The 13,198-nt window shown below is 68.0% G+C and carries 9 protein-coding genes and 1 tRNA gene; 6 read left to right on the forward strand and 4 right to left on the reverse strand.

Going from position 1 to position 13,198, the window contains the following annotated elements; genetic code table 11:
* Window positions 1-14: 14 nt before the first annotated feature.
* Both OPU70_RS01575 and aceE read right to left on the reverse strand, forming a co-directional pair.
* Entirely contained in the window at window positions 15-1,220 is a 1,206-nt protein-coding gene (locus OPU70_RS01575) for a PucR family transcriptional regulator (RefSeq protein WP_056377454.1), read from the reverse strand.
* A 31-nt stretch (window positions 1,221-1,251) separates the two neighbouring features.
* The gene (gene aceE / locus OPU70_RS01580; protein ID WP_309689029.1) at window positions 1,252-3,978 is read right to left on the reverse strand and encodes a pyruvate dehydrogenase (acetyl-transferring), homodimeric type; all 2,727 of its coding nucleotides are present in this window, start codon (window positions 3,976-3,978) and stop codon (window positions 1,252-1,254) included.
* 153 nt (window positions 3,979-4,131) lie between these two features.
* Here aceE and OPU70_RS01585 point away from each other — a divergent pair.
* Window positions 4,132-4,204, forward strand: a tRNA-Val gene (locus OPU70_RS01585).
* A gap of 191 nt (window positions 4,205-4,395) precedes the next feature.
* Complete coding sequence (locus OPU70_RS01590; RefSeq protein WP_498557021.1) at window positions 4,396-4,830, forward strand: HIT family protein; 435 nt, start codon at window positions 4,396-4,398, stop codon at window positions 4,828-4,830.
* 57 nt (window positions 4,831-4,887) lie between these two features.
* Here the strand turns inward: OPU70_RS01590 and OPU70_RS01595 are convergent, their stop codons facing one another.
* Window positions 4,888-5,724, reverse strand: coding sequence for an alpha/beta fold hydrolase (locus tag OPU70_RS01595; protein ID WP_498557022.1), 837 nt, complete (start codon window positions 5,722-5,724; stop codon window positions 4,888-4,890).
* Between the two features lie 194 nt (window positions 5,725-5,918).
* Between OPU70_RS01595 and OPU70_RS01600 the strand changes: the two genes are divergently transcribed.
* The gene (locus OPU70_RS01600; protein ID WP_498557023.1) at window positions 5,919-7,172 is read left to right on the forward strand and encodes an MFS transporter; all 1,254 of its coding nucleotides are present in this window, start codon (window positions 5,919-5,921) and stop codon (window positions 7,170-7,172) included.
* A 62-nt stretch (window positions 7,173-7,234) separates the two neighbouring features.
* Window positions 7,235-9,523, forward strand: coding sequence for a helix-turn-helix domain-containing protein (locus OPU70_RS01605; protein ID WP_498557024.1), 2,289 nt, complete (start codon window positions 7,235-7,237; stop codon window positions 9,521-9,523).
* A 21-nt stretch (window positions 9,524-9,544) separates the two neighbouring features.
* Here the strand turns inward: OPU70_RS01605 and OPU70_RS01610 are convergent, their stop codons facing one another.
* Window positions 9,545-10,597, reverse strand: a complete 1,053-nt coding sequence (locus OPU70_RS01610; protein WP_498557025.1) for a PucR family transcriptional regulator — start codon at window positions 10,595-10,597, stop codon at window positions 9,545-9,547.
* Window positions 10,598-10,826: 229 nt separating this feature from the next.
* On the opposite strand from OPU70_RS01610, the gene OPU70_RS01615 reads away from it, so the two are divergent.
* Together OPU70_RS01615 and OPU70_RS01620 are read left to right on the forward strand one after the other, a co-directional pair.
* Entirely contained in the window at window positions 10,827-11,552 is a 726-nt protein-coding gene (locus tag OPU70_RS01615; protein ID WP_498557026.1) for an alpha/beta hydrolase, read from the forward strand.
* Entirely contained in the window at window positions 11,545-13,191 is a 1,647-nt protein-coding gene (locus tag OPU70_RS01620) for an MFS transporter (protein ID WP_498557027.1), read from the forward strand. The genes OPU70_RS01615 and OPU70_RS01620 overlap by 8 nt, the downstream gene beginning before the upstream one ends.
* Window positions 13,192-13,198: the final 7 nt, after the last annotated feature.

Here is a 13,198-nt window from a genome sequence, read left to right on the forward strand (position 1 = left end):
GCTCAGATCGCCGATCAGCGCGACGGACGACGCAGGGGAGCCCTGCGTCGGACCTGCTCTGCGGCGCCGATCGAACCGAGGATGAGCGCGGTCTGCAGGATCAGAGCCTCGCGCGGACCCGTGGCGTCCCAGCCGATGACCTCGCTGACGCGCTTCAGGCGGTAGCGCACGGTGTTCGGGTGCACGAACAGCTCTCGGGCGGTCGCCTCGAGCGAGCGGCCGTTGTCGAGGTAACTCCAGAGCGTCGTCACGAGATCGGTGGAGTGCGCCTGCAGAGGGCGATAGATGCGTTCGATCAGCGTCTGCTTGGCGAGTGGATCGCCCGCGAGCGCCCGTTCGGGAAGGAGGTCGTCTGCGTCGACCGGACGGGGAGCGCTGCGCCATGCGCGCGCCACGGCGAACCCGGCGAGGGCCGCCCGTGCACTCTGGCTCGCGTCGACGAGCGCGGCGACCGCAGGCCCGAGCACGACGTAACCGGGGCCGAACGAGGGCTCGAGTCGCGTCGCGATCTCTTCGAAGCCGAGTTCTTCCTCTTCGCCTTCGGCAGGCTCCTGGCCGGCGATGCGAGCGCGGCCGATCACGAGCACGAGTCGGGATCCCTGCACTCCGATGAGCACGTCGACAGCGAGCTTTCGCGCTGTGCGACGCACGAGGTCGACGTCGAACTGCGGCGGAGTCGTGCCGACCAGCACCGCGACCTCTCCGTGACCGTGCCAGCCCAAGGCAGCGATCCGACTCGGCAGCTCTTCGTCCGCTTCACCGGTGAGGATGGAGTCGACGACGAGGGCCTCGAGTCTGGCATCCCACAGACCGCGGGCCTCGGCGGCTCTGGCGTAGACGTCGGCCGCGGCGAAGGCCACGTCGCGGGAGTAGAGCAGGATCGCCTCTCGGAGATCTGCGCCTCTTCCGGCGACGCGCTCTTCGGTCACCTCGACGGTGACTCGGATGAGCTGCAGAGTCTGCTGCAGGCTGACGCTGCGCAGCAGCTCTCTGGGTGCGGCCGCGAAGATGTCAGCGGCGATCCATGGCGTCGACGTCGGATCCTCATACCACTGGATGAACGACGTGATGCCCGCCTGAGCCACCAGCCCGACCGCAGAGCGGCGGGCTGGTGGCATGTCGGCGTACCACGGGAGGGTGTCCTCGAGGCGCTTGATCGTCACCGAGGCGATGTCGCCGGAGATCCGGCGCAGCCAGGTGAGCGTGGCCGACTTGTCCATGCCGCGCGAAGAGGAACCCGTCACCGACGACTCAGCTTTCGCCGCCCGCGTTGCCGCTGGTGCCGGCGTTCACGTCGTGCAGGCTGTACTTCTGGATCGCCTGCGCGGCGAGAGAACGGTCGACGACCCCGTCTTCGGCGAGAGACTGCAGCGTGCGGACGACGATCGACGGACCGTCGATCTTGAAGAAGCGACGAGCGGCTGCACGCGTGTCGGAGAAGCCGAAGCCGTCGGCGCCCAGCGTCGCGAAACGCTGCGGGACCCACGGACGGATCTGGTCCTGCACGGCGTGCATGAAGTCGCTCACGGCGACGACGGGACCCTCGGCACCCTGCAGCTTCTGCGTGAGGTACGCCGTGCGGGGCTCTTCTTCGGGGTGCAGGAAGTTGTGCTCGTCGGCGGCCAGGCCGTCGCGGCGCAGTTCGGTCCACGAGGTGACCGACCAGACATCCGCGATCACGCCCCAGTCGTTCTTGAGCAGTGCCTGCGCCTCGAGGGCCCAGGGGAGTCCGACGCCCGATGCGAAGAGCTGAGCGCGGGGCCCTTCGCCCTCGCCGACCGACACGCGGTGGATGCCGCGCACGATGCCATCGACGTCCACGTTCTCCGGCTCGGCGGGCATGACCATCGGCTCGTTGTAGAGCGTGATGTAGTACATGACGTTCGGGTCTTCGTGCTCTCCGCCGTACATGCGCTCGAGACCGGAGCGCATGATGTGCGCGATCTCGTAGCCGTAGGCGGGGTCGTACGAGACCGTCGCCGGGTTGGTGGCGGCGAGCAGATGCGAGTGGCCGTCGGCGTGCTGCAGGCCCTCACCCGTGAGGGTGGTGCGGCCGGCCGTGGCGCCCATGATGAACCCGCGGGCCATCTGGTCGCCGGCGGCCCACTGCGCGTCACCCGTGCGCTGGAATCCGAACATCGAGTAGAAGAGGTAGATCGGGATCAGCGGCTCGCCGTGCGTGGCGTACGAGGTGCCGGCCGCGGTGAACGCCGCGAGTGCGCCGGCCTCGTTGATGCCGACGTGCACGATCTGACCCTGCGGGCTCTCCTTGTAGGCGAGGAGGAGCTCACGGTCGACCGAGGTGTAGTGCTGGCCGTTCGGGTTGTAGATCTTCGCCGACGGGAAGTAGGCGTCCATTCCGAAGGTGCGGGCCTCATCGGGGATGATCGGCACGATGCGGTGGCCGAAGTCCTTCGAGCGCAGCAGGTCTTTCAGCAGTCGGACGAACGCCATGGTGGTGGCGATCTCCTGCGTGCCGGAGCCCTTCTTGGGCAGGGCGTACGCCGTGTCGTCGGGGAGCGCCAGGCCGACGTGCGTCGAGCGACGCTCGGGCAGGAAGCCGCCGAGCGCGTTACGACGCTCGAGCATGTACTGGATCGTCTCGTCCTGGGGGCCCGGGTTGTAGTACGGGGGCAGGTACGGGTTCTCCTCGAGCTGCGCGTCCGTGATCGGGATGTGCATCGCGTCGCGGAACGTCTTGAGGTTGTCCAGCGTCATCTTCTTCATCTGGTGGGTCGCGTTGCGGCCCTCGAAGTGCGGACCCAGGCCGTAGCCCTTGACGGTCTTGGCGAGGATGACGGTGGGCTTGCCCTTGTGCTCGGTCGCGGCCTTGAAGGCGGCGTAGACCTTGCGGTAGTCGTGGCCACCGCGCTTGAGGTTCCAGATCTGGTCGTCGGAGTAGTCCTTGACCAGAGCAGCGGCACGCTCGTCACGGCCGAAGAAGTGCTCGCGGACGTACGCGCCGGACTCGGCCTTGTAGGTCTGGTAGTCACCGTCGGGGGTGACGTTCATCAGGTTGAGCAGCGCGCCCTCGGTGTCGCGGGCGAGCAGGTCGTCCCACTCGCGGCCCCAGACGACCTTGATGACGTTCCAGCCGGCGCCGCGGAAGAACGACTCGAGCTCCTGCACGATCTTTCCGTTGCCGCGCACAGGGCCGTCGAGACGCTGCAGGTTGCAGTTGACGACGAAGGTGAGGTTGTCGAGGCCCTCGTTGGCTGCGACCTGCAGCTGACCGCGGCTCTCGACCTCGTCCATCTCACCGTCGCCGAGGAAGGCCCAGACGTGAGACTCGGAGGTGTCCTTGATGCCGCGGTTCTCGAGGTACTTGTTCGACATCGCCTGGTAGATGGCGTTGATCGGACCGAGACCCATCGAGACGGTCGGGAACTGCCAGTACTCCGGCATCAGCCGCGGGTGCGGGTACGAGGGGATGCCGTACGGCGCGTGCGACTTCTCCTGGCGGAAACCGTCGAGCTGGTCTTCGCTCAGGCGGCCTTCGAGGAACGAGCGGGCGTACGTGCCGGGGGAGGCGTGACCCTGGACGAAGATCTGGTCTCCGCCGCCGGGGTTGTCGAGACCCTTGAAGAAGTGGTTGAAACCCACCTCGTAGAGGGCCGCCGACGACGCGTAGGTCGAGATGTGACCGCCGACGCCGATGCCGGGGCGCTGTGCGCGGTGCACCGTGATGGCCGCGTTCCAGCGGATCCACGCGCGGTAGCGACGCTCGACCTCTTCGTCGCCCGGGAACTCGGGCTCGTTCTCAGGAGCGATCGTGTTGATGTAGTCCGTGGTCGGGACCATCGGTACGCCCAGGTGCAGCTCCTTCGAGCGCTTGAGCAGGCTGAGCATGATCTCGCGGCCACGGCCATGGCCCTTCGCGTCGACGAGCTCGTCGAGCGACTGCTGCCACTCGCCCGTCTCCTCCGGATCGCTGTCGAGGGGGCCCTGGGAATACGGATCCTGGTCGTGCACAGTCACGGGGGAGCCTTTCGTCAAGCTGGCAGGTCATGCCATTGAAACGGGAAGCGACGCGGGCAACCTTGTCGGTTGTACACAACGCGTGCCGCCCTCAGCCTATCCCCCTTCCACGACATCGGTGCGCATCGGGTCATCTGTAGACTGGACGCACCAGGGCCTTTAGCTCAGCTGGTAGAGCGCCACGTTTACACCGTGGATGTCGTCGGTTCGATCCCGGCAGGGCCCACCTCATCGATCGCCTGCTGACGGTGGACGATCCTCCACCTCAGGTCTCCGACGGGCGCGGAACTCTACTCTGCAGTGTCGAGAATGGCCAGGCCCGGGGGAATTCTTCGTGCATCGTCGCGCCGCTCGTAGAGTTCTTCGTGGACTCTGAGCGGCTTGCGGACGTCGAGGCGATGCCGGGAAGGAGGCCACGTGAAGAGCTGTCGAGAGTGTTCGTTCGTCCTGGCCGATCCGGTGGGCAGGCTCACCGTGTCGCGTGTCGGACTGTTCTCCGACGCCCGGTTCCCCGGCCGGAGCATCCTGAGCCTTCGCGATCACTACGACGACATCGCCGACGCGCCGGCGGAGATCGCCGAGCTCTTCCTGGTCGACATCCAGTTCGCCTCCCGCATCATCCGCCGAGCGACCGGAGCCGATCGCGTCGACGTCGCACTCTCCGCGGCCGCAGGGCTGCATGTGCATGCGCACCTCGTCCCCCGGCGCCGAGACCGCGATCCTCGTCCCGACCACGGTCCCGACGGGGACCCGAGGGCGCACCGGCCGCTCGAGCCGCTGCCCGAAACGATGGCCATCGGACTGCTCGCTGCGGCCTTCGACGTCGTCGGGGCCGGGATCTCCGGCTCCTAGCGACGGGCGCACCCGGGAACTGAGCCCGGATGCGCCCGCCGTATCGCGCTGAGACTGCTACTGCTGGATGAAAGCGAGGATGTCGGGGTTGATCACATCGGCGTGCGTGGTCAGCATGCCGTGCGGGAAGCCCTCGTAGATCTTCAGTGTCGAGTCGCTCAGAAGCTCGGCCTGCTTCACCGATGCATCCTTGTACGGCACGACCTGGTCGTCATCGCCCTGGATGACCAGCACCGGCACCGTGATGGCCTTGAGGTCGTCGGTCTGGTCGGTCTCGGAGAAGGCCTTGATCCCCTCGTAGTGGGCCAGGGCGCTGCCCGTCATCCCCTGACGCCACCAGTCCGCCACCACGGGCTCGGAGAGTTCCACGCCCTCGCGGTTGAATCCGTAGAAGGGGCCGGAGGCGACCGCCTGGAAGAACTCCGCACGGTTCGCCGCCAGCGCCTCGCGGAAGCCGTCGAAGACCGAGATCGGCGTGCCCTCGGGGTTGGCGTCGGTCTGCACCATCAGCGGGGGCACGGATGACACGAGCACAGCCTTGGCGACTCGGCCCTGGGGCTGACCATACTGTGCGACGTAGCGTGCGACCTGGCCGCCACCCGTCGAGTGGCCGATGTGAATCGCATTGCGGAGGTCGAGGTGCTCGACGACTGCCGAGGCATCGCTCGCGTAGTGATCCATGTCGTGCCCGGTGCCGATCTGCGACGACCGTCCGTGCCCGCGGCGGTCGCTGGCGATGACACGGTAGCCCTTGCCGAGGAAGTACAGCATCTGGGCGTCCCAGTCATCCGACGAGAGCGGCCAGCCGTGGTGGAACATGATGGGCTGAGCCTCGGGGCTGCCCCAGTCCTTGTAGTAGATCTCTGCGCCATCATCCGTGGTCACGAACGCCATGATCAGCCTCCAGGTTTCCGTCGTCCCGAACGATGCCGGACGACTGTCGGTCGCCCCACGTCTGCTTCGTGGGAGCGCGACCACGCTAACCCGCGCGCCGTCATCGACCGCTCGACATCTGTCCAGGATCCGCCCCGTTCGCTTTCGACATCCGTCCGGTGCCGACCGGGCAGGGCGTCGATAGTGTCTCCACCATGACGAACTCCCGCCTCTCACACGGTGCGGGATTCTGGGTGGTCGCGTCAGCCTTCCTGCTCGTGATGGCGTACGCGACGGTGCCCACACCGCTGTACCCGCTCTACCAGGAGGCCGACGGGTTCCCCGTCTCCGTCATCACGCTGATCTTCGCGGCCTTCGCCGTCGGCGTCGTGCTCAGCCTGTTCCTGCTCGGGCACGTCAGCGACTGGATGGGTCGGCGCCGGATGCTGATCATAGCGATCCTCATCGCGGTGCTCAGCGCCGTGCTGTTCCTGCTGTGGCACGAGGTGCCCGGTTTCCTCGCCGCGCGACTGGTGAACGGTGCGAGCGTGGGCATCCTCACTGCCACGGCCACCGCGCATCTCGGCGAGCTGCGCGCGCACGCCCGACCGAGCGAGAACGTCATCGTCGCCGCATCGGTGGCCGGTGCCGCGAACCTCGGCGGGTTGGCGCTGGGACCGCTGATCGGCGGTCTGTTCGCCGAGTTCCTGCCCGCACCGCTCGTGCTGCCGCACGCGGTGTTCCTCGTCGTGCTCATCGTCGCCGCGATCGCCGTCGCCTGCGTTCCCGAGACCGTGACGCCGCCGCACGAGCCGCGGCGGTATCGACCGCAGCGGATCGCCGCGCCCCCGCGATCGAGGACGGCGTTCGTCGCCGCGGGTTTCGGCGCGTTCGCGGGGTTCGCTCTCTTCGGGCTGTTCACCTCTCTTGCACCGACCATCCTCATCAGCACGTTCGGCGAGCACGACCATCTTCTCGCCGGCGTGACGGCGTGCTCGGTGTTCGCCGCTGCGGCATCCGGGCAGGTGGCGCTCGCCCGCGTGCCGATGCGCATCCAGCTCGCGGTCGCGGCCGTCTGCTGCGCAGTGGGCCTCGTCGCGGTCGCAGCAGGAACTCTGCTGCCGTCGCTCCCGGTGTTCCTCGGAGGAGGCATCGTGGCGGGCGTCGGAGTGGGGCTGCTGTTCAGATCGGCGGTCGCCACGGCATCCGCTCTCGCGGAGTCCGGTCGACGCGGTGAGACGCTGGCGCTGATCTTCCTGATCGCGTACTGCGGCCTCGCCCTGCCGGTCCTCGCGATCGGTGTGATCCTCACCTTCGCATCGCAGACCGCTGTGCTGCTCGTGTTCATCTCGATCGTCCTGATCGCGACGGTCTCGGCAGCGGTGGTCATGCGTCGCGCGTTCGTCGGGCCCGCGTCGCGCGCGCAGCATGGAGCTGTCGTCCCGATCGATGACGAAACGGCCTCGTAACCGTCCCGCCATCGTTCCGCGGAGAAGACCTGCCAAGCTGATCTCAGCGAAAGGCGGACGTCGTGACCGAACCCTCACCCTTCGGGCTGCTGCTGCGGTCGCTGCGAGTGGGCCAGAACCTGACCCTCGAAGCGCTCGCCTCACGATCGGGTGTCAGCGTTCGCACGATCGGCGACCTCGAGAGAGGCGCAAGCGTCTCTCCCCAACGCCGCACCGTCGACGCGCTGGCCGACGGACTGGGCCTCGATGCGGCCGATCAGCATGCGTTCCTCCGCGCTGCGCGCGCCCGACCGCGTGCCGCCCTCGCGAGCGACGGTCCTGGGGCGATCTCCCCGCACCGGGTGTTCGACTTCTCGGGCCGCGACGCCGAGATCGATGAGGCGCTCGCGATCCTCTACGGTCCGCCGGCTCCGGATCCGCAGCGCCCCGCACTCGTCATCAGCGGGGCCCCGGGAATCGGCAAGACGACCGTGGCGATCGAGATCCTCGAACGAGGAGGGCAAACGAGCGGCCACCACAACGTCTTCCTCGGGCTGGACGGCTTCAGCTCGTCGCCCCTGACTCCGCTGCAGGTGATGACCGCCATGCTGCGCCAGCTGCCCGGAGCGGAGCAGAAACCGCCCGCGGATCTCGGCGAGGCGAGAGCGCGATGGCGGGCAGCCGTCGACATCGCCCCGGTCACGGTGCTGCTCGACAACGTCGCGAACGAGGCGCAGATCCGTCCCATCCTGTCGATCTGCGCCGGCGATGTCGTCGTCGTGACCTCTCGCCGCAGCCTCGCAGGCCTCGAAGGCGTGCGGCGACTGCGTCTCGGACCACTTCGACGACAGGAGAGCATCTCCTTCCTCCGTCGGCTGATCCCGCAGGCCGTGACCGACGACGATGCTCTGGGTGAGGTGGCGGGCCTCTGCGACGACATCCCTCTGGCGCTGCGCGTGGTCGGCAATCGCATCGCCAGCCGGCCCGCATGGACGGTCGATGACCTGCTCGGCCGGATGCGCACGTCGGAGGATCGGCTGCGTCTTCTCGTCGCCGGCGATCTGGCCGTGGAAACCGCCATCTCGCTCTCCTACGACGAGCTCGACCCCCGCACCGCCGCCCTGTTCCGCTGGATCTCCCTCATCGACGGGAGGACGTTCGGCGCTCACCTCGCCGCCGCGGCGGTGCGTTCAGCCGATCTCGCCGAGGTCGAGTCTCGCCTGGACGATCTCACCGATCTGGGGATGCTCGAAGCGCGCGGCGGAGATCGCTACCGCCTGCACGATCTGATGCGACTCTTCGGCCGGAGCAAGCTGCGCATGACGGTCGGACCGGACGAGATAGCGCGGCGCCGCGACCACGTTCGATCCTGGCTGCTCGGAAGCCTGGAGCGCGCGGGCGCCTGGTACGAGCCGATGCGGGAGCCCACTGCCCTCGGCCGCACCGGGAGAGGGTTCGTCAGTGCGGAGGCCGCCGCGGCCTGGATCCGCGCAGAGGTCGAGCACTGGTGGCCGGCGTATACGGAGGCCGCAGAGCGCGGCGACGATGCGGTGGTCTGCGATGTCGCCGATGCGCTGCACTGGTATTCCGACATCTGGATGACGTGGGGCAACTGGCACCGGTTCTACTCGCTCGCGGCGAGCGCGGCGCAGCGCTTGGGGGATCCGGCGAAGGAAGCGGCGCAGCTCGGATATGTCGCGTGGGCTGAGATCGTCGAGGTCGGCGATCGCGAGAAGGCGGTGATCACCGGACGGTCGGCGCTGGCTGCTGCACGGCGCGCCGGGGATTCGGCCCAGGAGGGCTGGGCGCAGTACTACATCGGATGGGCGAGCTGGACCCTGGATCGTCTCGTCGACGCTGATGGGGCTGCCCTCGCTGCCATCGACGCATTCACCGCTGCGCACGAGACCACGGGGCTGGAGAACGCCCAGGTGCTGTCATCCATGATCAAGGGCAAGCGCGGTCAGTTCCTCGAGTCCATCGCGGCGACGGAGGCCACCCTCGCGAGGGTGCGATCCACCGAGACCTCGGACAGCCTCACCAGCATCGTCACCCAGTACGCGGCGTGCCTCGACCTGATCGACGCCTACGTCGCCGTCGGACGATTCGAGGATGCGATGCGGATCGGCGAGTCGGGCATCGCCATCGCTCGCTCGCTGAACGACGACACCCGAGTGCTGCTCATGATGCGCAGACACATCCGTGCGCTGATCCACGCCGGCGAAGGCGAGGCCGCGATCGCCGAGGCTGATGAAGCCCTGACTCTTCTGGGGCCGGGCAGCAGCGAGGCGTTCATCTTCGAGAGGGTGCGTCGTGACGTGTCGGCCATCGGGACGCCGCGATCGCCGGAAACAGCCGTGGAGTCCGCATGACGGTCGGTTCGCGACACGCGATCACAGCCGGCCCGTTGATTCCCAGAGCCGGATGAGCTTCAGCGCCAGGTGCAGAGTGCTGCGCTTGACACCGTCGTCGAGCGCATCCTTCACGATCGGGGGCATGCGTTCGAGCCGGTAGTAGAGCGTCGTGCGGTGCACGAAGAGAATCCGGCACGCGGCGACCACGTTGGCGCCGACGTCGAGGTACGTCTCGACTGTCAGTCGCTGGGTGTCGTCCGTCTGGGAGTAGAGCACGTCGGCCGCCGGAGAGATGATCCGAAGGGCGTCGGGGTTCGCGGATGCCGAGGCGAGCAGCCGCCAGACGCCGAGATCGCTCGCGTCGACGGACGGATGGAACTGGGGGAGGGCCGCAGCGAGAGAGGCGGCGATCGCCGCCTCGTCGGCTGCGCTCCGGAGGTCTGTCGCGCCTCGCTGCGGCGAGGCGGAGCCGATGCCGAGGATCCTCATCCCGCGTCGTGCGGCCTCTTGCAGGAGGACGTCGGCGAGGTCGATGTCCGACGGCTGACCGACCAGCATGACCACTCCGCCCTCGAGCGTGATGAAGTGCGCGGGGACCGGACGCAGATGGGCGAGGTGGCGGCCGAAGGCGATGCGGTCGACGTCGGTGGCGGCGGAATCGATCAGGACGGCGCGCACGACCGTGCCCGCCTCGCGTTGCACCCACCTCTGTCTGAGTGCGCGTGAATAGGCGTCTCGACGCACCGAGTCATCCACGTCCAGCAGATCGCGCAGGACCGACTCGCGATCGGCTCGCGATGAACCGGGGTCACGACGAAGGGTGATCCGGACGAGCGCGGCCGCCGCATCGACGGCCTCGAATTCGCTCGCTGTGAGGGGCGACCCCGCGCCGAGGTCGATCACGATGAGCGCGACGGCATCACCGTCGTCCTGCACCGGCACGGACAGCAGCGTCGGGGACTGCGGGCCGACGATCCCCGCCGGACCGAACCGGCGGATGACCACCGGGCGATTCAGGGACGCTTCGAGCTGGATCGCGATCTCGTGCAGCGCCATCGAGGTGGCGTCGGTCGTCGTATCGCTGATCGTCATGGGTTCGCTCCTAGCGGGGGATGGGCTCACCGTGTCGCTCTGCGTCGATGAGAGGGGGACTCCACCTCACCGAACTCGAGTACGTCTCATGGAACCCTCTCTCTCGCGCACACACCAGGAGGAAAGCAGGCAGAAGTGGAGATGCTCGTCTTCGACTCCTGTCGCATGGTCGCCGGCCTCTCGGTTCTTAGATTCGTCTCACACGCACGTACGACCACGAGGTGGCGAGATGATGAGAACCAGCACGGTGGTGCTCGTGCACGGCGCTTTTCTGGACGCATCGGGATGGTGGCCGATCGTGCTCCGTCTGCTCGATGGCGGACATCGAGTGCTCGTCCCGCCCGTGATCGGCCGCAGCTTCCTCGGCGACTGCGACTACATCCGTACGTTCGTCGAGCGCGTCGACGGAGAGGTGCTCCTCGTCGGGCATGGATACGGAGCAGCGGTCGTCACCGTGGCCGGTGAGGCGACCAACGTCACCGGACTGCTCTTCATCTCGGGATATGCGCTGGATCAGGGGGAGAGCATCGCCGAGATGAGGGATCGCTTCGCCCCGGATGAGGCATCCGGCCACCTCGTGCCCGCCCTGTTCCCAGGCGACGCCGGAGCACGTCGGACAGAGCTCACTGTCGCGCCGGATCAGTTCGCTCGTCTGCTCGCGCAGGGATTGCCCTCGGACGAGTCGGGTGTTCTGGCGGTCTCGCAGCGCCCGATCGCCGCCTCGGTGTTCACCGAGCGGGCGCCCGGCGCCGGGTGGAGGGCGAAGCCGAGTTGGGGCGTGGTCGCGACCGAAGACCGGTTGGTCAGCCCGCAGCTTCAGCGCTTCGGGTATCGGCGGGCGGGCTGTCGGGCTGTGATGGAACTCGACGCGCCGCATCTGGTCACTCAGAGCCACGCTGCGGAGATCGTGCAGCTCATCGGAGGCATCCTCGAGGAGATCGCGGCCCATGGCTGAGGCGCAGGTGAGTGCTGCGCCGGCGCGCATCGGATGGAAGGAAGGATTCGCTCCGCTCGCCGTCCCCATCTTCCGTCTGGTGTGGCTGGCGTCCATCGTCAGCAACATCGGAAGCTGGATGCAGACGGTCGGCGCCCAGTGGCTGCTGGTCCAGGACGACGGATCCCCGCTGCTCGTGGCGCTCGTCCAGACGGCATCGGCAGCTCCCGTGCTCCTTTTCGCGATTCCGGCCGGTGTCATCGGCGAGTTCCTCAACCGTCGGCTCGTCCTTCTCTGGTCGCAGATCGTGCAACTCGCGGTCGTGCTCGGGCTGACCTACCTGACGGCGACCGGTCAGACGACCACGACGGTCCTGCTCGCGTCGACGTTCGTGCTGGGGACGGTCTCGGCCATCCAGCTCCCTGCGTTCCAGGCACTGGTGCCCGATATCGTGCCGCCGAAGCTCCTCCTCGACGCGGCGAGTCTCTCCTCCATCGGCGTGAACATCGCGCGGGCGGTGGGACCGGCGATCGCCGGTCTCGTCGTCGCGCAGTTCGGAGTCGCGGCGGTCTTCCTGCTCAACGCGCTCTCGTTCCTCGTGTTCCTCGGGGTGCTCTTCTTCTGGAAGACATACAGCCCACCCGCGATTCGCCCGGAGCCCTTCGTCGACGCGACCAGGGCCGGCATCCGCTACGTCCGCCATTCGAGGGTGGTCCGGCTCATTCTGCTCCGGCTCGCCGTCTTCCTCATCCCCGCGAACGCCCTGTGGGCGCTGCTCCCGACGATCGCGAAGAACTCCCTCGGGCTCTCCGCGAGCGGATACGGTCTTCTCCTGGCGGCTCTCGGCGCCGGTTCCATCGTCGGCGCCTTCGTGCTTCCCTGGGCGCGTCGGGTCGCAGCCGTCAACGGCGTGGTGCTCGCCTCGTCGGTGGTCTTCGGCGCGGGCCTCGTGGCGCTCGTCGCCTCGCCCACGTTGTGGGTGACATTCCCGGCGCTCGTGGCGACGGGGCTCGCGTGGATCGGTGTGATCGCCACCATCAACGGAACCATCCAGGCTTTCCTGCCTGTCTGGGTGCGCACGCGCGGCCTGTCCTTCTACCAACTCGTGCTGTTCGGATGCACCGCCGCCGGCTCTGCGGGCGCAGGGGTGCTCGCGGCCATCTGGGATCCGGGTCTCGTGGTCGTCGGAGCGGGAATCCTGTGTGGCCTGGGTGGGCTCTCCCTCCTCGTGTGGCCGATGCCCGCGACGAGCGGCATCGGCCGGAGGATCGTCGAGGTGCCGGGGGTCGACGACCGGCCGCGCGCGCGCGGCGACGACGACTCTGCCGTTCTGGTGCTGATCCGATACCGGATCACGGAGGAGCGGAGACAGGAGTTCCTCGCCCTGATGCAGCGGGTCGAGCAGACGCGTCTGCGGACCGGCGCCAGGGAATGGCAGGTGTACGTGGACGCGGACGACCCGGACTCCGTCGTGGAGGCGTACGCGGTCGGCTCGTGGCGGGAGCATGTGAGCCAACACGAGGGGCGGACCACCGAATTCGACGCAGAGCTCATCGCTCGTGCCCGCGCCATGAGCGACACCGCACCGGAGGTCGCGCACCTGCTTCAGATCGCGCGACCTCACCGCCACCGCATACCGACCACCCCCTCCCACGAGTAGAGAAGAG

The sequence above is a fragment of the Microbacterium sp. SWDP-B6 genome, assembly GCF_059803615.1.